The organism is Peribacillus sp. JNUCC 23 (assembly GCF_053653995.1).
Genome location: NZ_CM132202.1, coordinates 15875 through 37226 on the forward strand (window position 1 = coordinate 15875; position 21352 = coordinate 37226).

General features: G+C 41.4%; 15 protein-coding genes, 3 tRNA genes, 4 rRNA genes, 1 other RNA gene and 1 other annotated feature. Of the genes, 19 read left to right on the forward strand and 4 right to left on the reverse strand.

What is annotated here, in order from left to right:
- Positions 1-14: 14 nt before the first annotated feature.
- A 5S ribosomal RNA gene (gene rrf / locus JNUCC23_RS00065) occupies positions 15-130 on the forward strand.
- Positions 131-953: 823 nt separating this feature from the next.
- Here the strand turns inward: rrf (JNUCC23_RS00065) and JNUCC23_RS00070 are convergent.
- Positions 954-1922, reverse strand: a complete 969-nt coding sequence (locus tag JNUCC23_RS00070) for a YaaC family protein (protein ID WP_403078293.1) — start codon at positions 1920-1922, stop codon at positions 954-956.
- Between the two features lie 113 nt (positions 1923-2035).
- On the opposite strand from JNUCC23_RS00070, the gene guaB reads away from it, so the two are divergent.
- The 4 genes from guaB (at position 2036) to JNUCC23_RS00090 (ending at position 6854) form a co-directional block, all read left to right on the forward strand.
- Positions 2036-3499 carry an IMP dehydrogenase gene (guaB, locus tag JNUCC23_RS00075; protein ID WP_403078296.1) on the forward strand — a complete coding sequence of 488 codons (1464 nt, stop codon included), beginning with the start codon at positions 2036-2038 and terminating at the stop codon, positions 3497-3499.
- 167 nt (positions 3500-3666) lie between these two features.
- Positions 3667-4995: a D-alanyl-D-alanine carboxypeptidase family protein gene (locus JNUCC23_RS00080; protein WP_454213699.1), complete on the forward strand. Its 1329-nt coding sequence runs from the start codon at positions 3667-3669 to the stop codon at positions 4993-4995.
- A 77-nt stretch (positions 4996-5072) separates the two neighbouring features.
- Positions 5073-5295, forward strand: a binding site (T-box leader).
- Positions 5296-5359: 64 nt separating this feature from the next.
- On the forward strand, positions 5360-6637 hold the full coding sequence (gene serS / locus JNUCC23_RS00085; protein WP_454213701.1) for a serine--tRNA ligase: 1278 nt from the start codon (positions 5360-5362) through the stop codon (positions 6635-6637).
- A 124-nt stretch (positions 6638-6761) separates the two neighbouring features.
- Positions 6762-6854, forward strand: a tRNA-Ser gene (locus JNUCC23_RS00090).
- Between the two features lie 294 nt (positions 6855-7148).
- Here JNUCC23_RS00090 and JNUCC23_RS00095 read toward each other — a convergent pair.
- From JNUCC23_RS00095 to JNUCC23_RS00105, 3 genes are all read right to left on the reverse strand, one after another.
- On the reverse strand, positions 7149-7820 hold the full coding sequence (locus tag JNUCC23_RS00095; protein ID WP_403078307.1) for a deoxynucleoside kinase: 672 nt from the start codon (positions 7818-7820) through the stop codon (positions 7149-7151).
- Positions 7798-8457, reverse strand: coding sequence for a deoxynucleoside kinase (locus JNUCC23_RS00100; protein WP_454213702.1), 660 nt, complete (start codon positions 8455-8457; stop codon positions 7798-7800). Before JNUCC23_RS00100 ends, JNUCC23_RS00095 begins: the two co-directional genes overlap by 23 nt.
- A gap of 195 nt (positions 8458-8652) precedes the next feature.
- Entirely contained in the window at positions 8653-9186 is a 534-nt protein-coding gene (locus tag JNUCC23_RS00105; protein ID WP_062187964.1) for an isochorismatase family cysteine hydrolase, read from the reverse strand.
- A 167-nt stretch (positions 9187-9353) separates the two neighbouring features.
- Between JNUCC23_RS00105 and tadA the strand changes: the two genes are divergently transcribed.
- From tadA to JNUCC23_RS00175, 14 genes are all read left to right on the forward strand, one after another.
- Complete coding sequence (gene tadA / locus JNUCC23_RS00110) at positions 9354-9851, forward strand: tRNA adenosine(34) deaminase TadA (RefSeq protein ID WP_454215935.1); 498 nt, start codon at positions 9354-9356, stop codon at positions 9849-9851.
- Between the two features lie 79 nt (positions 9852-9930).
- Positions 9931-10195, forward strand: an RNA gene (gene ffs / locus JNUCC23_RS00115) — signal recognition particle sRNA large type.
- Positions 10196-10452: 257 nt separating this feature from the next.
- Positions 10453-12141 (forward strand): DNA polymerase III subunit gamma/tau, encoded by a 1689-nt coding sequence (gene dnaX / locus JNUCC23_RS00120; RefSeq protein ID WP_454213704.1) that lies wholly within the window; start codon positions 10453-10455, stop codon positions 12139-12141.
- Positions 12142-12161: 20 nt separating this feature from the next.
- Positions 12162-12485 (forward strand): YbaB/EbfC family nucleoid-associated protein, encoded by a 324-nt coding sequence (locus tag JNUCC23_RS00125; RefSeq protein WP_062187978.1) that lies wholly within the window; start codon positions 12162-12164, stop codon positions 12483-12485.
- 192 nt (positions 12486-12677) lie between these two features.
- Positions 12678-13274, forward strand: a complete 597-nt coding sequence (gene recR / locus JNUCC23_RS00130) for a recombination mediator RecR (RefSeq protein ID WP_062187958.1) — start codon at positions 12678-12680, stop codon at positions 13272-13274.
- A gap of 22 nt (positions 13275-13296) precedes the next feature.
- Positions 13297-13521 carry a YaaL family protein gene (locus JNUCC23_RS00135; protein ID WP_454213707.1) on the forward strand — a complete coding sequence of 75 codons (225 nt, stop codon included), beginning with the start codon at positions 13297-13299 and terminating at the stop codon, positions 13519-13521.
- Positions 13522-13601: 80 nt separating this feature from the next.
- Positions 13602-13865, forward strand: coding sequence for a pro-sigmaK processing inhibitor BofA family protein (locus JNUCC23_RS00140; RefSeq protein ID WP_062187954.1), 264 nt, complete (start codon positions 13602-13604; stop codon positions 13863-13865).
- Positions 13866-14276: 411 nt separating this feature from the next.
- A 16S ribosomal RNA gene (locus tag JNUCC23_RS00145) occupies positions 14277-15826 on the forward strand.
- 80 nt (positions 15827-15906) lie between these two features.
- A tRNA-Ile gene (locus JNUCC23_RS00150) sits at positions 15907-15983 on the forward strand.
- A gap of 19 nt (positions 15984-16002) precedes the next feature.
- A tRNA-Ala gene (locus tag JNUCC23_RS00155) sits at positions 16003-16078 on the forward strand.
- A 126-nt stretch (positions 16079-16204) separates the two neighbouring features.
- A 23S ribosomal RNA gene (locus JNUCC23_RS00160) occupies positions 16205-19140 on the forward strand.
- A 67-nt stretch (positions 19141-19207) separates the two neighbouring features.
- Positions 19208-19323: ribosomal RNA gene (gene rrf, locus JNUCC23_RS00165) — 5S ribosomal RNA — on the forward strand.
- Together the 16S, 23S and 5S rRNA genes with 2 tRNA genes alongside form the textbook arrangement of a ribosomal RNA operon.
- Positions 19324-19522: 199 nt before the next feature.
- The gene (locus JNUCC23_RS00170; RefSeq protein ID WP_082675283.1) at positions 19523-19720 is read left to right on the forward strand and encodes a sigma factor G inhibitor Gin; all 198 of its coding nucleotides are present in this window, start codon (positions 19523-19525) and stop codon (positions 19718-19720) included.
- Between the two features lie 184 nt (positions 19721-19904).
- Positions 19905-21329, forward strand: coding sequence for an aminotransferase class I/II-fold pyridoxal phosphate-dependent enzyme (locus tag JNUCC23_RS00175; RefSeq protein ID WP_454213710.1), 1425 nt, complete (start codon positions 19905-19907; stop codon positions 21327-21329).
- The last annotated feature ends 23 nt before the right edge of the window (positions 21330-21352 follow it).

The following is a 21352-nucleotide window of genomic DNA, read 5'->3' on the forward strand; positions in this document are numbered from 1 at the left end:
ATATTCCTTTATTGTTTGGTGGCGATAGCAAAGAGGTCACACCCGTTCCCATTCCGAACACGGAAGTTAAGCTCTTTAGCGCCGATGGTAGTTGGGGGTCTCCCCCTGTGAGAGTAGGACGTTGCCAAGCAAATTGAAAGACCAGCTATTTATAGCTGGTCTTTTTTATTTAATGCAGCGGAGAAAAGTTTTATTGTTGTTATACCCTGAATGAGAGACAGTGGTGAAAGTTGACAAAGTAATCGGTCATTCATTGAATTTCAATAATAGCCCCGTATGTAAGACAGTACTAGCCAATTCGAAAGACCAGCTATAAATATAGCTAATCTTTCGAATTGGCTGTTTTCACATACGTTGTTGCTTTTAAATGATATTCACACGAATATCTTGGTTGATTTTCGTTGCAGGTACTCACTTTGTGCGGGCAGTCTAAAGGAGCCTACCTCAACACGCTTCTCTAAGCAGGAGTCTCGCAAACAACAATCTTTACGAAAAGAGCCTTTTTTTAAACGTATAAGTTTTTAAAAGATGTTTTGTTAACAACTTTACACCTGCTAAGCTCGGACTTCACTTAATGTGATAACGGTAGCAAAGCTCATAGGATGTGGGTGCATCAAGTAATTGATCCTTAAGGTATTAATGCATGTCGGCGGTCAAGCACGAGCACCTTCCCCCCTTTGAAATAGTGTATTAGCGATTTGAATGAATCCAATGGACAACTTTACTCGAATGACCTGTTAGTGTGCAACTAGATATCACCTAGAACTAAGAGACGGAATAACATAAAGAGCTCAGTCAATATTACGATATTAAGGGCTTATATTTTCAGGTGAAGAAAAAGGGGACAAGGCTTCGTTAACTTAAACAGCCTTCCCAATTAAAATGCTATTCTTCCCCCTTATTAGAGCTAGTTTCCCTGTTTTATTTTAACATCATGTTGTATCTTTAAAAAATTACTGAGTGAAAAACCTTTCATTTGTTAACCACTGGTAAATTAAAAATGGAATTTTTTCTTGCGTTATTGATAAAAATTGAAGGATCAGTGGATAGTCTTCGTTAGGCATTGTTTTCAATAGCTCTGACCACCACTCGGTTTCATAACGACATATCATGCTCAAGTTGTATAGCAAAAGATAGTGAAGCATAATTTCAGGTAAGGTGGAGCACTCAGAACTTTTAGTGAGAGAAAGCATAAAATTTTTATCAAATAAATGATATCGGATAGGGGCATGCTTATTGAATAAAAGCTTTTGATCTATTTTCATTTCTAAGTGATCAGATTCTGTAATAGATATATTTAGCTTTGTTTTTGATTCTAAGTATTCTTTAAAACGATTTGTTGTCATTTGATAAGTATCAAGTATTGAAGGTGATAAGTGATAGTGATTATTGTGATGCTGTAGAGTTTGATAACTTTTTTTACCGAATAAATATTGATGGCTCTCATAAAGTTCTGGGATTTCCTTCAACAAGGATTCCATAGTATAACGTTCATTTTCAATTTGTTTTATGCCGAATACTTTATTTAGTGCGTGCATATACAACCCATTTTTTTGGATTTTGATTTCATCTTGCAAAAATTCATATTGTTGTTTCTTACGCTTTCTTGTAGTTACTCCGTGTGCAAGGACTCCAGTGTTTTCCGGATAGTTGGGATCGCTAGTGAGAACACATGCCTTGAGAAGTTGAGTAAATCCATAAAAAATAAGGACAGGCTGAATAGAGAGAGGTGCAATTTTTGCTTGAGAATAATAGGTCTGGCCATGTTCAAGATAATAGATGAAGGGGTAACAGTTTTCGTAACTATTCTTATCGGCTGTTGGGTCATTTATGGAACGATAGCATTTATTTAAATAAATTTGTGTCCGAGATGCAGAGTAAAAGTTGCTAAGTGAGTCCCAAAAAGTAGGATAGTTTATCATAAAATATTCTCCTTCTAATAAATAGAATAATCAGAAATTTAGTGTTCTCCTTGACAGTATTTTGTCCAATTGATAACCTACTAATAATATTTTTTTAACTTGGAGGGAAAATAATGTGGGAAAATAAGTTCGCAAAAGAAGGATTGACCTTTGATGATGTATTATTAGTTCCAGCAAAATCTGAAGTTCTACCGAAAGATGTTAATCTACAAATTACTTTAGCAGAAAACTTAAAATTAAATTTGCCAATTTTAAGTGCTGGTATGGATACAGTTACTGAAGCTGAGATGGCAATTTCTATGGCTCGTCAGGGTGGATTAGGTATTATTCATAAAAATATGACGATTGAAGAGCAAGCGGAAATGGTAGACAAGGTCAAACGATCAGAAAGCGGAGTTATTACTGATCCATTTTTCCTAACTCCAGAGCATCAGGTTTTTGACGCTGAGCATCTAATGGGAAAATATCGTATATCTGGTGTTCCGATTGTAAATAATCTTGAAGAACAAAAACTTGTTGGAATACTTACAAATAGAGATTTACGCTTTATCCAAGATTTTTCTATTAATATTTCTGATGTTATGACTGTTGAAAATTTGGTCACAGCACCAGTTGGAACAGATTTAAAACAAGCTGAAAATATTCTTCAAAAACATAAAATTGAAAAACTTCCGCTTGTTGATGAAAAAGGCGTATTAAAAGGTCTTATCACAATTAAAGATATAGAAAAAGTCATTGAATTTCCAAACTCAGCAAAAGATAAACGTGGCCGACTACTTGCTGGTGCAGCAGTTGGAGTAACAGGAGATACGTTAAAACGTGTTGAAATGCTCGTCAAAGCTCATGTTGATGCAATTGTAATCGATACTGCGCACGGACATTCAAAAGGTGTAATCGAAACAGTCAAAGAAATACGCAAGGCATATCCTGAGCTAACGATTATCGCTGGTAACGTAGCAACAGCTGAAGCTACGAGAGAACTTATTGAGGCTGGGGCTGATGTGGTCAAGGTTGGAATTGGGCCTGGATCTATCTGTACGACGCGTGTCGTTGCTGGTGTTGGAGTTCCGCAAATTACAGCTGTTTATGATTGCGCAACAGAGGCAAGAAAACATGGGAAAACGATTATTGCTGACGGTGGCATTAAATACTCTGGCGATATCGTCAAAGCTTTGGCAGCTGGTGGGCATGCCGTAATGTTAGGTAGTATGCTTGCAGGCGTATCAGAGAGCCCTGGAGAAACGGAAATATTCCAAGGGCGTCGCTTTAAGGTATATCGTGGAATGGGATCTGTAGCAGCCATGGAAAACGGTTCAAAAGACCGTTACTTCCAGGAAAACAATAAGAAATTTGTACCTGAAGGCATTGAAGGTCGTCTAGCCTATAAAGGGCCATTATCTGACACAATTTATCAGCTGATCGGTGGGATTCGTGCAGGAATGGGCTATTGTGGAGCTGCGCATTTGCAGGATTTACGAGAAAAGACTCAATTTATTAAGATGACGGGTGCAGGATTGCGTGAAAGTCATCCACATGACGTACAAATCACAAAAGAAGCACCGAATTATTCCTTATAATTAGAACTTTATATTCATATTAACAAGTTAAAATAGGTGGGCAGAGTAGGAAAGTACTCTGTCTACTTTTTTTGATTTTTTTATGATAAACTAGACAAGGTGTACATCAAATAACGAGGAGAGATTCTTCGAAATATATAGATCAAGTTAGTTGGAGGTATTGAAAATTGAAAAGATTTAGCAAGATTTCACTAGTTTTTATCACGGTCCTTACTCTAGCATTATCACAACTTGCCTTTCTACCAAATGAAGCAAAGGCCAATACAGTCGATCTAGGTTTAAAGGCAGAAGCTGCAATCATTCTTGATGGAGAAACAGGTCGTATCCTATATGAGAAAAATGCAGATAAAGTACTTGGTATTGCATCAATGTCTAAAATGATGACAGAGTATATTGTTTTGGAAGCAATAAACAATAAGAAAATTACATGGGATCAGAAAGTTAACATTAACGAATATGTTCATAAGCTATCAAGGGCACCTGGTTTGTCCAATATTGGACTAACTCAAGGTGAAGATTACACCGTGAAAGAATTGTACGAAGCCATGGCCGTCTTTTCCGGAAATGCTGCTACTGTAGCATTAGCAGAACTTATAGGCGGAAGCGAAAAGAACTTTGTTGGATTAATGAATAAAAAGGCTGGAGAGTTAGGGTTAAAAGAGTATAAGTTTGTGAACTCTAGCGGTTTAAATAATTCGAGCTTAATGGGGAATATACCAGCTGGTAATGAAAATGAAGAAAATGTTATGACGGCGAAAGATACAGCAACACTTGCTTACCGTTTAATTACCGATTATCCGGAGGCATTAGAATATTCAAAAATTCCAAAGTTGAAGTTCAGGGATGGGAGGGAATATCCAAACTTTAACTGGATGTTGCCTGGATTGATTTTTGAGTATGAGGGTGTCGATGGTTTAAAGACAGGATCTACAGATTTTGCAGGATTTGGCCATACAGCTACTGCAATTAGAGATGGTCAACGTTATCTCACAGTAGTAATGAAGTCAACTTCCAAAAATGAACGTTTTGAGGATAGCATTAAACTTATGAATTACGCCTTTGGTAATTTTGGCAAGGAAGAACTTGTTCCAGCAAATTATCAAGCGAAAGGTCATAAGACGATTCCTGTAGCAGACGGGAAAGAAAATTCAGTGAAGATCCAATCAAAAGAAGCCATTACTGCAGTCATTAATCATGCTGATAAGGAGAATTATAAACCTGAACTGGTTATTGACGAAAAGAAGCTGAATAAAAACGGTAAGCTTGAAGCTCCTGTTAAAAAAGGCGATGTAATTGGTTACTTAACAGTTAAGCCGAAGGATGGAACGGATTACGGATTTATCGACGAAGCGGGTGCAAAGACAGTTAAAGTAGATGTTGTAGCAGCTGAAACAGTAGAAAAGGCAAATTGGTTCGTATTGTCTGCTCGAGCTGTAGGTGGATTCTTCGCTGATATTTGGAGTAGTGTTTCCGCGACAGTTAAAGGTTGGTTCTGATTTCCACCTCATGATAATGGATAAAAAGGTTGCAACATGGTAAGAATTATAGTACATTATGGAAAACAATTTCATTCATTAAAACGATGACAGGAACCAGTAGTAAGTCTTGCTTTCTAAAGAGAGCCGGTGGCAGGTGTGAATCGGTGTGAGAAGCTTATGAATCCATCCTGGAGTAAAGTATGGAACCCCATTGATATGGGTAGTAATTACTTTCGGCTTATGCCGTTATCTTTCGAGTGGAAGGTACAATTGTGCCTTCAACTAGGGTGGCAACGCGGGTTAACTCTCGTCCCTTTTATAGGGACGGGAGTTTTTTGCGTTCCTGAAACTAATTGTAATCAAAATTAAGGAGGAATGTGAGATGTTAGATTTAAAATATCTACGGAATCATTTAGAAGAAGTAAAACGAGCATTGCAATTCCGAGGTGAAGACTTAACTGATCTTGGAAAGTTTGAGGAGTTGGATGGTAGACGCCGAGTACTAATTGCTGAGGGGGAAAAGTTAAAAAGCCGTCGAAACGAAGTATCTCAAGAAGTTGCTATGTTAAAGCGTGAGAAAAAAGACGCGGATCATTTAATTACTGAAATGAGAGAAGTTGGCGATCAAATTAAAGGGTTTGATGATGAGCTACGCGAAGTGGAAGCTGATTTACAAAGAATGCTTTTGTCAATTCCGAATATACCTCATGAAAGTGTTCCTGTAGGGGAAACAGAGGATGATAATGTTGAAGTGAGAAAATGGGGAGGGCGTCCTCAATTTTCATTTGAACCTAAGCCACATTGGGATATTGCTGTTGAATTGGGAATTTTGGATTTTGAACGAGCAGCGAAGGTAACGGGAAGCCGTTTTGTATTCTATAAAGGCTTAGGCGCCCGTCTTGAACGTGCATTGATCAGTTTTATGCTTGATTTACATGTAGAAGAGCACGGGTATGAAGAGATGATGCCTCCTTACATGGTGAATCGCACAAGTATGGTAGGTACTGGGCAGCTGCCGAAATTTGAAGAAGACGCGTTCCGAATAGAAAGCGAAGATTATTTCTTAATTCCTACATCTGAGGTACCGGTTACGAATTATCACCGTGATGAAATATTAAATGGAGAAGCACTGCCATTCGGCTATGCGGCATACAGCGCTTGCTTCCGTTCAGAAGCTGGATCTGCTGGTCGCGATACACGTGGATTAATTCGTCAGCATCAGTTTAATAAAGTAGAGCTTGTAAGGTTTGTTAAACCTGAGGATTCATATGCAGAACTCGATAAGCTTACAGGTCATGCTGAAAAAGTGTTACAGTTGCTTGAGCTACCATATCGAGTACTAAGTATGTGTACGGCGGATCTTGGGTTTACAGCAGCTAAGAAGTACGATATTGAAGTTTGGATTCCAAGCTATGGAACATATCGCGAAATTTCTTCTTGCAGTAACTTTGAAGCATTCCAAGCAAGACGGGCAAATATCCGCTTCCGTCGGGATCCAAAAGGTAAGCCAGAACATGTTCATACATTAAATGGATCTGGCCTCGCTATCGGAAGAACGGTAGCGGCTATTCTGGAAAATTATCAACAAGCCGATGGCAGTGTAATCGTCCCAGAAGTATTACGTCCATACATGCGTGGAGCAGAAGTAATAAGACCGTAACGAAAGCGGAGGTTGTCTCATAAAGGGTTAAACCCTATGAGACAACCTCCGTTACATATATTATGAAAAAAAACGATCCGTTGACTTTATCATAAACCTATTGTAATATAATACATGTCAATATGGAGGTATACCCAAGTTTGGCTGAAGGGATCGGTCTTGAAAACCGACAGGGGAGTCAAATCCCGCGGGGGTTCGAATCCCTCTACCTCCTCCATTATTTTTTAAATTAACCACAACGCATAAATTGGAAATCGTAAAACTCGTTACATATGTAACGAGTCTTTTTTTATTGCTTAGGAAATTATTTAAGTGGAAAACTTAATTTGTCTGTTGGAATCCAGTACAAGTAGCTAACTCCTTTAATCATGGGCTGCTCAATCTATTGGTGAGAAGCTCTCTACCCGTTGAAGTTGATAGGTTTATGTTTGACTGATTTGTACAGGACGTGGTAAATCTAAGTCGAAGTTCCACAATAGGCGCTTGTGCTTTCGTTCTTTAGATTAATTTTTTATACTCTTCTTAATTTTTTTGTTTGATTTATGAAGGTTGAAATTTGATCAACAATTGGTTCAATCGATTCTTTACTTTGGATCAGGTCATATTCATTAATGTTCAATCGTAAGACTGGACAAGCGTTGAACTGATTAATCCAATTTTCATAGCGTCGGTGCATTTCTGTCCAATACTCGATAGGGGTTTGTTGTTCCATAGGACGCCCGCGGACTTTAATTCGAGCCAAGATGTCATCTAATGAGCCTTCTAAATATATAAGCAAGTCTGGGTGTGGGAAGTATGGGGTCATGACCATCGCGTCAAAAAGACTTGTGTAGGTCTCATAATCGGTAGGGTTCATTGTTCCCTTTTCGTAATGCATTTTTGCAAAAATTCCCGTATCCTCATAAATAGATCGATCTTGAATAAATCCTCCACCATATTCAAATATACGTTTTTGTTCCTTGAAACGCTCAGCAAGAAAATAAATTTGTAAATGGAAGCTCCATCGGTCGAAGTCTTCGTAAAACTTATCTAAGTATGGGTTTGTATCAACTTTTTCAAAGGAAGTGCGAAAGTTTAAGGCATTAGCCAATGCATTTGTCATGGTGGATTTTCCAATACCTACCGTTCCTGCAATCGTAATGACTGAACTTGACGGGATATCATATTTTTTTCGTAGATTCATTTGTATATACTCCTTTTTGAAGCGCGTTCTCAATGCGGGTCAAGATCATAGACCGGTCTTCTTTGTTTTCGATAAAATCAATTTCATCCCCATTGAAGCGCAGAACTGGAATATTTGGGTGCTGTTCTTCGAATGTAGCCATGAAATTATGATAATCAATGGTTAATTGTTCAAGGTAAATGGGACTGATATTCTTTTCAAAATCCCGGCCGCGCTTTCCTATTCGTTTTAATAATGTTTCTAGACCTGCATCTAAGTATACGACCATATTTGGATTGGGCATGTCTTTGGTAAGGATCTTAAAAATATTTAAGTATTTATCATATTGACGATTTTTCAACGTGCGTTCTGCAAATATCAAGTTTTTAAATATATGATAGTCTGCTACAACAGCTTGGTTGTTAGCAAGAAAGTTCATCTCAATATCTTCGAGTTGTTTGTAGCGGTTGCAGAGGAAAAACATTTCTGTTTGAAAGCTCCACTCATCTATATTTTCATAAAATTTACCCAAAAAAGGATTTTCATCGACAATTTCTTTTAATAAGGCAAATTGGAAGTGTTCAGAGATTGCTTTAGCAAGTGATGTTTTCCCCACACCAATTGGTCCCTCAACGGTGATAAATGGTGTGTTTATCATGAATTACGTCCTCCTTTAAAGCGATATCCCAATGGAATAATCGGTCGTTTCTGTCTATGGTTATTAATAGCCACCGATTATTGTATCATAGACTGCTGAACTGGGGTGATAGAATTCTCGTTAATAGAGAATTGTATATATTGAAGGAATTATACGTAGCTATACCTTTTGGGTGATGCCTGAAATCAAGAAAAATTATACTGATTCTACTTGTGCCTTTAGTACATTTTTCATCATGGTAAGGGCGTATTGATTATCATCATTACTGGCAGATGCAAGGCAATTCTCTGGAACCCATAGCGGGTATTCCCTCATATAAGCATCATTTGCAGTGAATAATACACAAATATTACCCGCAATCCCTGTAATAATGAGACGCTTGACACCTAAATGGTGCAATAATATGTGAAGAGCAGTTCCATAAAATGCCGAATGCTTTGGCTTAATTAAAAAGTAATCATCTTCTTCTGGCACAATTTGTTCAATAATCTGTGTGTTTTTCTCGTTTTTACATAATGCGATAATTTTGTCGTAATTAGCCTGCCATAAATTATAATGATCGTTAATATAAATAATAGGATATCCCTTTGCTTTACAGATGCCTTTTAAAGTGATAATTGGTTGAATGATTGGTATAGTATGTTGAAGAAGCATATCGCCATTCTGGAACTTGAAATCATTAATCATATCTATAATAAGTAAAGCTTGTTGTGATTTTTCTTGATTCATCTTAGGTAGTCTCCTTTTTTTTGTAGATGTTTGTTCAATGTGTAATTGTCCTTACAAGTACAAAGTGAATATGAGTAGTGTGTCTAAATGACTGGCGCTTTACTCGTTTTGAAATAGTCGGGTCGATGTGTGAAAAGAACGTGAATGAGGGCGAAAGGAAAATGAAGATGGACGATCAATACTATATGATGGAAGCGTTAAAAGAAGCCAAAAAGGCCGGTGAAATAAATGAGGTTCCAATCGGTGCAGTCATCGTACTTCGAGATAAGATTATCGCAAGGGGGCATAATTTACGAGAAACAGAGCAAAATGCAATCTCGCATGCTGAACTTCTCGCAATTGACCGTGCTTGCCGATCGCAAGGGACATGGCGCCTAGAGGAGGCTACACTTTATGTCACACTTGAGCCTTGTCCGATGTGTGCAGGAGCAATCATTCAATCAAGGGTAAAGCGTGTTGTATTTGGTGCAAGTGACCCGAAAGGTGGTTGTGTGGGGACGTTTATGAATTTATTGCAGGATGAGCGCTTTAATCATCAAGCTGAAGTGACAAGTGGTGTCTTGGATACGGAGTGCGGGCAGATTTTGACGGAGTTTTTTAAAGGTGTTCGCTTACGGAAAAAGGCGGAAAAGGAAGCAAGAAAAGCTATGCGGGAAAAGGAATAGTAATAAGTTATTTTTCTTACTCGTTTTTTGAGGTATATAACATTGCTTTTTTCTATATAACTTAGTATAATAAATCATGCCGTGCTAAGCGGGGAGGTAGCGGTGCCCTGTACTCGCAATCCGCTCTAGCGAGGCCGAATCCCTTCTCGAGGTTAGTTTCCTGTAGGGTCTGCCTTAAGTAAGTGGTGTTGACGCCCGGGTCCTGCGCAATGGAACTCCATGAACCATGTCAGGTCCGGAAGGAAGCAGCATTAAGTGGAAGTTTCCATGTGCCGCAGGGTTGCCTGGGCCGAGCTAACTGCTTAAGTAACGCTTATGGGAGCTAATCGACAGAAGGTGCACGGCATATTACATAATAAATCAACTCATCCTTTTGGGTGGGTTTTTTTTATATCATTTTTGAAATGGATAAAAATAGCTAAATCAACATCAAGGAGATGGCGTAAGCAGAACAAATTAACACATTACAGGCTTTTACACAAAAACTTATCTTTTTAACGTTATTTGGTAATGCTTTTTATGTATTGTGACGTTCCGTGCCCTTTTCCTTCATACAAATAGTACGCTATAATAGATAAGGAGAAAATAAGGGGGTGACAACGTGGGGTATCAAGCATTATATCGAGTTTGGCGACCGCAGCAATTTATTGATGTAGTCGGTCAGGAGCATGTAACGAAAACATTACAAAATGCGCTTCTGCAACAGAAAGTTTCCCACGCCTATTTATTTTCTGGTCCACGCGGTACTGGGAAAACGAGTGCAGCGAAGATACTTGCTAAAGCTGTTAACTGTGAGAAGTCACCAACAAATGAACCGTGTAATGAATGTGCATCCTGCCGGGGAATTACAGATGGATCGATCCCGGATGTAATTGAAATTGACGCTGCATCCAATAATGGCGTGGAAGAAATTCGTGATATTCGAGATAAAGTGAAATATGCGCCAAATTCAGGTACATATAAAGTATATATTATTGATGAAGTACACATGCTTTCACAAGGCGCCTTTAATGCTTTATTAAAAACATTGGAAGAGCCACCACAGCACGTCATTTTCATTTTAGCAACTACAGAACCTCATAAAATTCCTTTAACCATCATCTCAAGAACACAGCGCTTTGACTTTAAACGCATACAGCCCCAGGATATAATCGGGCGGATGTCTCAGATTATTTCTGAGAGTGGTATTACTGTAGATGAACAAGCTCTACATATTATAGCTAGAGCAGCTGAAGGAGGTATGCGGGATGCTTTGAGTCTGCTTGATCAAGCAATCTCTTTTAGTTCTGATGAAGTGAGTGTAGAAGATGCATTAACCGTAACAGGTTCTGTTTCCCATGTTTTTTTAGGGAAATTAGCACGGGCCATTTATGATAAATGCGTAGCGGAAGCTTTGGATGTATTAGATGAGCTATTAGCGATGGGGAAAGACCCAGCTAGGTTTATTGAGGATATGATTTTCTTTTTCCGAGATATGCTCCTTTATCAAGCAGCACCAGGGATGGCGAATTCATTTGAGAGAGTACTAATTGACCCGCAGTTCAAAGAATTGGCAGAGGTTATTTCAAACCGAGATATTTATGGTATTATCGAAAGCTTTAATAAAACGCAGCAAGAGATGAAATGGACAAATCATCCGCGAATTTTTCTAGAAGTTGCATTAGTTAAGCTCTGTAATCAGGAACGTGAGAGTGCTGTGTCAGATGTTCAGGTGAGGCAGCTTACTAGTAAAATAGAAGAGCTTGAAAAGCAACTAAAGGAATTGAAAGAAAGAGGAATTGGCCAAGCGGTTACGGCTCAAGCTGAAAAGCAGCCACAGACCCCTCGTTCAGTGAAAAAATCATATAAAGCACCAGTAGGAAAAATAACTCAGGTCCTCCGTCAGGCCACGAAACAAGATTTAACGCTTGTGAAAAGCAGATGGGGTGAAGTACTTGAGCAGTTAGGTCAGCAAAATTTAAAATCATTGGCAGCATTATTAAATGAAGCAGAACCAGTAGCTGCTTCTTCACAAGCTTTTGTGTTAAAATTCAAGTATGATATTCATTGCCAAATGGCTATGGAAAACCCCCGTTTTATTGAAGTAATGGCTTCAATCATGGAAAACGTGACGAGTCATGGACTCGAAATGGCGGGAGTGCCTGAGAGCCAGTGGCAAAGTATACGAGAGGGGTTTCTCTCCACTCAGCAACTTGACGGTCAAAATGAACCGGACATGAAAGAAGAAGATCCATTTATAACGGAAGCTCGAAAGTTAGTCGGAGATGAATTACTTGAAATTAAAGAATAATGGGAGGTAATAAAATGGGAATGCGTGGAATGGGAAATATGCAGAATATGATGAAACAAATGCAAAAAATGCAAAAAAAGATGGCTGAGGCTCAAGAAGAGCTAGGTGAAAAGAAAATTGAAGGAACAGCGGGCGGTGGAATGGTGACTGTCGTAGTAACGGGTCATAAGGAAATTGTTGATGTAACCATTAAACCTGAAGTTGTGGATCCTGATGATATTGAAATGTTACAAGATTTAGTATTAGCGGCAACAAATGATGCATTGAAAAAAGCCGATGAGTTGACTAATTCAACGATGGGGCAATTCACGAAAGGGTTAAATCTTCCTGGTGGGATGATGTAACTAGCTAAATTGAAGGATGAACGAGCGCCTTATTGAAGGCGCTTGTGCTTTTTTAGTAATAAAAAGATCCGTTTTTTAATAAATTTTGGTGTCTATTGAAAGCAGCTAAGTTCCTTATGATCTAGCCAAGCAAGAATATGCTAGCTTTTAGGTTGAACAAGGCGTTGTGTTTTTCTTAATAGGAGGTATTTTATGCATTATCCAGAACCAATTACGAAGCTAATTGATAGTTTTATGAAATTACCAGGGATTGGACCTAAAACGGCTGCGAGACTTGCATTCTTTGTACTAGGCATGAAAGAAGACACTGTATTGGACTTCGCAAAAGCACTTGTGAATGCCAAGCGAAACCTCTCCTATTGTACGGTTTGTGGTCATATAACAGATCAAGATCCATGTTATATATGTGAAGATCAGCGAAGAAGTCGTGATGTTATTTGCGTTGTACAGGAACCTAAAGATGTTATTGCTATGGAAAAAATGCGTGAATTCACTGGGCTTTACCATGTGTTGCACGGGAGTATCTCACCGATGGATGGGATTGGGCCAGAAGACATTAACATTCCAGACTTATTAAAGCGTCTTCAAGATGAAACGGTTCAAGAAGTCATTTTGGCAACGAACCCTAATATTGAAGGGGAAGCGACTGCCATGTATATTTCTAGGTTATTAAGGCCTTCAGGAATTAAAGTCACAAGAATTGCACATGGATTACCTGTAGGTGGAGATCTAGAATATGCAGATGAAGTGACATTATCTAAGGCGCTCGAAGGAAGAAGGGAAATTTGAGAAGTAGCGGGGAGGGGTTTTTGTGTTCTTTCGTCGAAAGGGTAAACTACGCAACGAAAATAACCAAAAACTAGTGCAACAACTGGAGGAAATTAAAAGAAGTTGGCTTAACCAGAAATCATTACTGGAAAAAAGTCTTGATCCATCAGAAGATACAATCATACAAACAAAGATTTCCGAAATTAAGTATTTCTATCTATTTAAAGAAGCGAAAAGAAGAAAAGTGACGGCTAGTAAACGTAAGTGAGGAATGCAACCATTTCTTCTTTGTTCTTATTTAGTTTTATCTACATAGAATGTAGTACGAGCTAATGAGGAGGAATGATAGTGGAGCCAATTGTTATTGTAGGTGTAATAGCTGGTTTAATTGTATTACTGCTTTTTGTCGGGGCACCTATAAAACCAATTCGACTAATAGGGCAGGGGGTTGTTAAATTAATTATCGGAGCTGTTTTTTTGTTCTTTCTAAATGTGCTTGGTAATCAAGTAGGGATTCATGTTCCTATCAATTTAGCAACTTCTGCAGTAGCGGGAATTTTAGGCATTCCAGGTGTGGCTACCTTAGCAGCAATTGATTATTGGATTATTTGAAGAATTCGAGGGAAACTTCTCTTGGGTTCTTTTTTTGTATACTCTTCAAGAGTTATATAATAATGAAATAAATAGGAAGTATGTAGCTATTAAGTAGTAGGTTAAAGGTTTGGGTTTAAACGAGTTTTAATATAAACGTTATTTTTGTAAAAAAGGTATTGACGAATCTTTGGAAAGTTGTTAGTATATATTTTGTCGCTTGAGTGACATTGCATCTACTAGAGGTTAGTTAGAAAGAAATACTTTTTTAAATAAAAAGTTATTGACACTAATAAAGAGATGTGGTAAATTTATAAAGTCGCTTCTGAGAGAAACGACAAAGATTGCTCTTTGAAAACTGAACAAAACAAAGCGCCAACGTTTAAATTGAAGTGAGTACACACTATAACAACAAATGAGCAAGTCAAACACTTTTTGGAGAGTTTGATCCTGGCTCAGGACGAACGCTGGCGGCGTGCCTAATACATGCAAGTCGAGCGAATGATAGGGAGCTTGCTCCCTTGATTTAGCGGCGGACGGGTGAGTAACACGTGGGCAACCTACCTGTAAGACTGGGATAACTTCGGGAAACCGGAGCTAATACCGGATAATTTCTTTTCTCGCATGAGAAGAGATGGAAAGACGGTTTCGGCTGTCACTTACAGATGGGCCCGCGGCGCATTAGCTAGTTGGTGAGGTAATGGCTCACCAAGGCCACGATGCGTAGCCGACCTGAGAGGGTGATCGGCCACACTGGGACTGAGACACGGCCCAGACTCCTACGGGAGGCAGCAGTAGGGAATCTTCCGCAATGGACGAAAGTCTGACGGAGCAACGCCGCGTGAACGAAGAAGGCCTTCGGGTCGTAAAGTTCTGTTGTTAGGGAAGAACAAGTACCAGAGTAACTGCTGGTACCTTGACGGTACCTAACCAGAAAGCCACGGCTAACTACGTGCCAGCAGCCGCGGTAATACGTAGGTGGCAAGCGTTGTCCGGAATTATTGGGCGTAAAGCGCGCGCAGGTGGTTCCTTAAGTCTGATGTGAAAGCCCACGGCTCAACCGTGGAGGGTCATTGGAAACTGGGGAACTTGAGTGCAGAAGAGGAAAGTGGAATTCCAAGTGTAGCGGTGAAATGCGTAGAGATTTGGAGGAACACCAGTGGCGAAGGCGACTTTCTGGTCTGTAACTGACACTGAGGCGCGAAAGCGTGGGGAGCGAACAGGATTAGATACCCTGGTAGTCCACGCCGTAAACGATGAGTGCTAAGTGTTAGAGGGTTTCCGCCCTTTAGTGCTGCAGCTAACGCATTAAGCACTCCGCCTGGGGAGTACGGCCGCAAGGCTGAAACTCAAAGGAATTGACGGGGGCCCGCACAAGCGGTGGAGCATGTGGTTTAATTCGAAGCAACGCGAAGAACCTTACCAGGTCTTGACATCCTTTTGCCCTCCCTAGAGATAGGGACTTCCCTTCGGGGACAAAAGTGACAGGTGGTGCATGGTTGTCGTCAGCTCGTGTCGTGAGATGTTGGGTTAAGTCCCGCAACGAGCGCAACCCTTGATCTTAGTTGCCAGCATTTAGTTGGGCACTCTAAGGTGACTGCCGGTGACAAACCGGAGGAAGGTGGGGATGACGTCAAATCATCATGCCCCTTATGACCTGGGCTACACACGTGCTACAATGGATGGTACAAAGAGCTGCAAACCCGCGAGGGTAAGCGAATCTCATAAAGCCATTCTCAGTTCGGATTGTAGGCTGCAACTCGCCTACATGAAGCCGGAATCGCTAGTAATCGTGGATCAGCATGCCACGGTGAATACGTTCCCGGGCCTTGTACACACCGCCCGTCACACCACGAGAGTTTGTAACACCCGAAGTCGGTGAGGTAACCGCAAGGAGCCAGCCGCCTAAGGTGGGACAGATGATTGGGGTGAAGTCGTAACAAGGTAGCCGTATCGGAAGGTGCGGCTGGATCACCTCCTTTCTAAGGAATATAACGAGCGCTTTTGTTTTGTTCAGTTTTGAATGAGTAATTCATTCAATTTAATACCATTATAGTAGAATGGGCCTATAGCTCAGCTGGTTAGAGCGCACGCCTGATAAGCGTGAGGTCGATGGTTCGAGTCCATTTAGGCCCACCATTCACATTCTGTTTACAATGGGGCCTTAGCTCAGCTGGGAGAGCGCCTGCCTTGCACGCAGGAGGTCAGCGGTTCGATCCCGCTAGGCTCCACCAAATATCGTTCTTTGAAAACTAGATAATAGATAGAAGGCAAATTTTTGCATTAATTTTTCAAGACATCAAGTAAGACCTTTTAACAACTAGGTTGTTTGATAAACTTTTCGTTTATCAGCACCATATGGTTAAGTTAGAAAGGGCGCACGGTGGATGCCTTGGCACTAGGAGCCGATGAAGGACGGGACTAACACCGATATGCTTCGGGGAGCTGTAAGTAAGCTTTGATCCGGAGATTTCCGAATGGGGAAACCCACTGTTCGTAATGGAACAGTATCTTTACCTGAATACATAGGGTACTGAAGGCAGACCCGGGGAACTGAAACATCTAAGTACCCGGAGGAAGAGAAAGCAAACGCGATTTCCTGAGTAGCGGCGAGCGAAACGGAAGATAGCCCAAACCAAGAGGCTTGCCTCTTGGGGTTGTAGGACACTCAACATGGAGTTACAAAGGAACGGGGTAAGTGAAGTGATCTGGAAAGGTCCGTCAAAGAAGGTAAAAACCCTGTAGCTGAAACTTCGTTCCCTCCTGAGTGGATCCTGAGTACGGCGGGACACGAGAAATCCCGTCGGAAGCAGGGAGGACCATCTCCCAAGGCTAAATACTACCTAGTGACCGATAGTGAACCAGTACCGTGAGGGAAAGGTGAAAAGCACCCCGGAAGGGGAGTGAAATAGATCCTGAAACCGTGTGCCTACAAGTAGTTAGAGCCCGTTAATGGGTGATAGCGTGCCTTTTGTAGAATGAACCGGCGAGTTACGATTTCATGCAAGGTTAAGTTGATAAGACGGAGCCGCAGCGAAAGCGAGTCTGAATAGGGCGCATGAGTATGAGGTCGTAGACCCGAAACCAGGTGATCTACCCATGTCCAGGGTGAAGTTCAGGTAACACTGAATGGAGGCCCGAACCCACGTACGTTGAAAAGTGCGGGGATGAGGTGTGGGTAGCGGAGAAATTCCAATCGAACCTGGAGATAGCTGGTTCTCTCCGAAATAGCTTTAGGGCTAGCCTCGAGATGAGAGTATTGGAGGTAGAGCACTGATTGGACTAGGGGCCCCCAACGGGTTACCGAATTCAGTCAAACTCCGAATGCCAAATACTTATTCTCGGGAGTCAGACTGCGAGTGATAAGATCCGTAGTCAAGAGGGAAACAGCCCAGACCACCAGCTAAGGTCCCCAAGTTTACGTTAAGTGGAAAAGGATGTGGAGTTGCTTAGACAACCAGGATGTTGGCTCAGAAGCAGCCATCATTTAAAGAGTGCGTAATAGCTCACTGGTCGAGTGACTCTGCGCCGAAAATGTACCGGGGCTAAACGTAACACCGAAGCTGTGGATGGATACCGTATGGTATCCGTGGTAGGAGAGCGTTCTAAGGGCGTTGAAGCTAGACCGGAAGGACTGGTGGAGCGCTTAGAAGTGAGAATGCCGGTATGAGTAGCGAAAGAAGGGTGAGAATCCCTTCCACCGAATGCCTAAGGTTTCCTGAGGAAGGCTCGTCCGCTCAGGGTTAGTCGGGACCTAAGCCGAGGCTGAAAAGCGTAGGCGATGGACAACAGGTTGATATTCCTGTACCACCTATACATCGTTTGAGCGATGGGGGGACGCAGAAGGATAGGGTAAGCGCGCTGTTGGATATGCGCGTCCAAGCAGTTAGGCCGGAAACGAGGAAAATCCCGTTTCCATTAAGGCGGAGCTGTGATGGCGAGGGAAATATAGTACCGAAGTTCCTGATTCCACGCTGCCAAGAAAAGCCTCTAGTGAGATGTAGGGTGCCCGTACCGCAAACCGACACAGGTAGGCGAGGAGAGAATCCTAAGGTGTGCGAGAGAACTCTCGTTAAGGAACTCGGCAAAATGACCCCGTAACTTCGGGAGAAGGGGTGCTTTTTAGGGTGAATAGCCCGGAAAAGCCGCAGTGAATAGGCCCAGGCGACTGTTTAGCAAAAACACAGGTCTCTGCGAAGCCGCAAGGCGAAGTATAGGGGCTGACGCCTGCCCGGTGCTGGAAGGTTAAGAGGAGAGGTTAGCCGCAAGGCGAAGCTTTGAATTGAAGCCCCAGTAAACGGCGGCCGTAACTATAACGGTCCTAAGGTAGCGAAATTCCTTGTCGGGTAAGTTCCGACCCGCACGAAAGGCGTAACGATCTGGGCACTGTCTCAACGAGAGACTCGGTGAAATTATAGTACCTGTGAAGATGCAGGTTACCCGCGACAGGACGGAAAGACCCCGTGGAGCTTTACTGCAGCCTGATATTGAATTTTGGTACAGCTTGTACAGGATAGGTAGGAGCCTGTGAAGCCGGAGCGCTAGCTTCGGTCGAGGCGTCGGTGGGATACTACCCTGGCTGTATTGAAATTCTAACCCGCGCCCCTTATCGGGGCGGGAGACAGTGTCAGGCGGGCAGTTTGACTGGGGCGGTCGCCTCCTAAAATGTAACGGAGGCGCCCAAAGGTTCCCTCAGAATGGTTGGAAATCATTCGTAGAGTGTAAAGGCACAAGGGAGCTTGACTGCGAGACCTACAAGTCGAGCAGGGACGAAAGTCGGGCTTAGTGATCCGGTGGTTCCGCATGGAAGGGCCATCGCTCAACGGATAAAAGCTACCCCGGGGATAACAGGCTTATCTCCCCCAAGAGTCCACATCGACGGGGAGGTTTGGCACCTCGATGTCGGCTCATCGCATCCTGGGGCTGTAGTCGGTCCCAAGGGTTGGGCTGTTCGCCCATTAAAGCGGTACGCGAGCTGGGTTCAGAACGTCGTGAGACAGTTCGGTCCCTATCCGTCGTGGGCGCAGGAAATTTGAGAGGAGCTGTCCTTAGTACGAGAGGACCGGGATGGACGCACCGCTGGTGTACCAGTTGTTCTGCCAAGAGCATCGCTGGGTAGCTACGTGCGGACGGGATAAATGCTGAAAGCATCTAAGCATGAAGCCCCCCTCAAGATGAGATTTCCCATAGCGTAAGCTAGTAAGATCCCTGAAAGATGATCAGGTTGATAGGTCAGAGGTGGAAGCGTGGCGACATGTGGAGCTGACTGATACTAATCGATCGAGGACTTAACCTTATTGTTCTTGAAAAAAGCAAAAATCCTTCTTATTATCTAGTTTTGAAGGAATGATATTCCTTTATTGTTTGGTGGCGATAGCAAAGAGGTCACACCCGTTCCCATTCCGAACACGGAAGTTAAGCTCTTTAGCGCCGATGGTAGTTGGGGGTCTCCCCCTGTGAGAGTAGGACGTTGCCAAGCAAATTGAGAGTCCAGCTATTTATAGCTGGTCTTTTTTTGCATTAAAAATGAAATAAAAAAGGTAGACATACACACATTGAAAAACTCTTTCATACATTATTATAGGCAAACGAATCAATATCTCTCACACTGTTTTGAAAAGTGTATACAATTGTGCTTTTCGGGGGAGAATGCAAACAGGGAGGTGGAGAGTTTGGAAATAAGCACATTAAAGAAGAATACAGAGGAAACCTGTATTGTGTGTGATCAGGTCAAAGATGATGGAATACACTTATATACTTCTTTCATTTGTAAACAATGTGAGTTAGCTATGGTTGAGACGGAGACAGATGATCCAAGGTATAAATATTACTTAAAACGATTAAAAAAAGTGAATACACCAGAAATTTATTCGTAATGACTTGATTGTTTATTTAAGTAGAGTAGGTATTGAGGCAAATTAAGTGGCCTCCATACCTGCTTGGAATAGAATAAATAGCTTACATGTATGTATATATGAAAATACAAATAATGAATCATTATGTTGTAATAATGAACTTTGATAAAATAAGAGGATAAGATAATAGTAGAGAGGTAATAATATGAATCAAGAAAATACACCATTGTTTGATGCGCTTATCCGCCATAAAGAAAAACAGACAAGGTCATTTCACGTACCAGGGCATAAAAATGGACTGTTTTTTTCAGAGAGGGCTCGATCATTATTCAATCCATTGCTTTCTATTGATGCTACAGAGATTAGTGGCTTAGATGATCTTCATGCACCTGAAGGACCAATATTAGAGGCACAGAATCTGTTAGCCTGTCTTTACGGTGTTAGGTATAGTTATTTCCTTGTAAATGGGTCAAGCGTGGGGAATATGGCTATGATTCTTGGGAGCCTTCAAGAAGGCGATACGGTGCTTGTTCAGAGGAACTGTCATAAATCTATATTGAATGGATTAATGCTGGCTTGTGTAAGCCCAATTTTTATAGAACCAAAGGTAGATGAGGATTGGGGTATCTCTGAGGGATTGCGGCTTGAGTCAGTTAAGGAGGCTTTTTTGTTATATCCGCAGGCAAAGGCAATCATTGTAACGCATCCTACCTATTATGGACATTGCGGTGGCTTGAGTGAGATTGTAAGATTTGCACATTCAAAGCGGATCCCTGTATTGGTAGATGAAGCACATGGTGCCCATCTTTGTCTTGGAGATCCCTTTCCCGAAAGTGCAATTGAGGCTGGAGCTGATATCGTTGTCCATTCGGCCCATAAAACGTTACCTGCGATGACAATGGGTTCATATTTACATATAAACAGTTCATTCGTAGATCGAGAGAAAGTGGAATTTTACTTACAAATGCTTCAGTCCAGTAGCCCTTCTTATCCAATTATGGCATCGTTGGATTTAGCACGGTCCTATTTGGCTTCCTTCGGTGAATATGATAAGACTATATTGATGAAAACTATTCTTGGATTTCGAAAAGAACTGGACGAGATTGCCCATATTGAAATCTTAGAAAAGGATATGCTTGATCCTTTAAAAATAACGATACGATCTCATGAGGAAATAACGGGATTCGAATTTCAACGTCAATTAGAAAAAAAAGGCGTGTTTACAGAACTTGCAGATCACAGGAATGTTTTGTTTGTCCTACCGTTAATGAAAGAGAACAGCCGTGAATATTTTCAAAACATTGCATCCGTGATTGCAGATGTTGTTTGTGAAGGAAGTGGGGAAGCAAAGAATCACTTGATTTATAAACAGTCAGACTCGATTACAACCCTCGCCTTAACTTATCCGGAAATGAAAAAAAGAAGAAGGCGGTCTGTTTCCATTTCCAAGAGTATTGGAATGGTTGCGGCTGAAATGGTCATACCCTATCCCCCAGGAATTCCAATTATTATGATGGGTGAACGTATTACCGAAGAGCAAATACTGTACCTAGAGCAGATAATCATAGCTGGATCAAGGTTTCATGGAGGAAAAGAATTAAGAATAGGAAAGCTTATGGTTTTCGAATGACCTTTGTAGTTTGAAAATGGTAT